At 39.5% G+C, this 471-nt stretch carries 1 protein-coding gene; it reads left to right on the forward strand.

The features are described 5' to 3' along the window. Nucleotides 1-433 (forward strand): DDE-type integrase/transposase/recombinase (locus CWB78_RS18855; protein ID WP_171040372.1); only part of this gene is annotated, 433 nt, incomplete at its 5' end. Between the last annotated feature and the right edge of the window lie 38 nt (nt 434-471).

The following is a 471-nucleotide window of genomic DNA, read 5'->3' on the forward strand; positions in this document are numbered from 1 at the left end:
GCTATCAAAAGAAGAGAGAGATAACATATTAGCCATCGTTAATAGCGATGATTTTAAGAGCTTACCACCAAGCCAAATCGTCCCAACATTAGCAGATGAGGGTATTTATCTTGCTTCTGAATCAACATATTATCGTGTTCTTCATGAAGAAAAACAGCAAAACGCTCGCGGACGTAGTCAGATAAAAGAGAGAAAAGTACCGACGACACACTGTGCTACAGGGCCGAACCAAGGGTGGTGTTGGGATATTACTTGGTTACCAGGTCCCGCTAAGGGGCTGCATTTTTATTTATATTTGATACTCGTTATATTTAGTCGAAAGATTGTTGGATGGGAAATTCATGATGACGAATCAGCAGAGAATGCATCAATGTTAATCAGAAAAGCTCATTTAAAAGAAAGAGTTAAAGATAACCCATTGGTGCTGCATTAGGATAATTGAAGCCCATTGAATGGCTCATCACTGCTTGA

This window comes from Pseudoalteromonas sp. S1612 (assembly GCF_005887175.1).
Classification (GTDB): Bacteria; Pseudomonadota; Gammaproteobacteria; order Enterobacterales; family Alteromonadaceae; genus Pseudoalteromonas; species Pseudoalteromonas undina.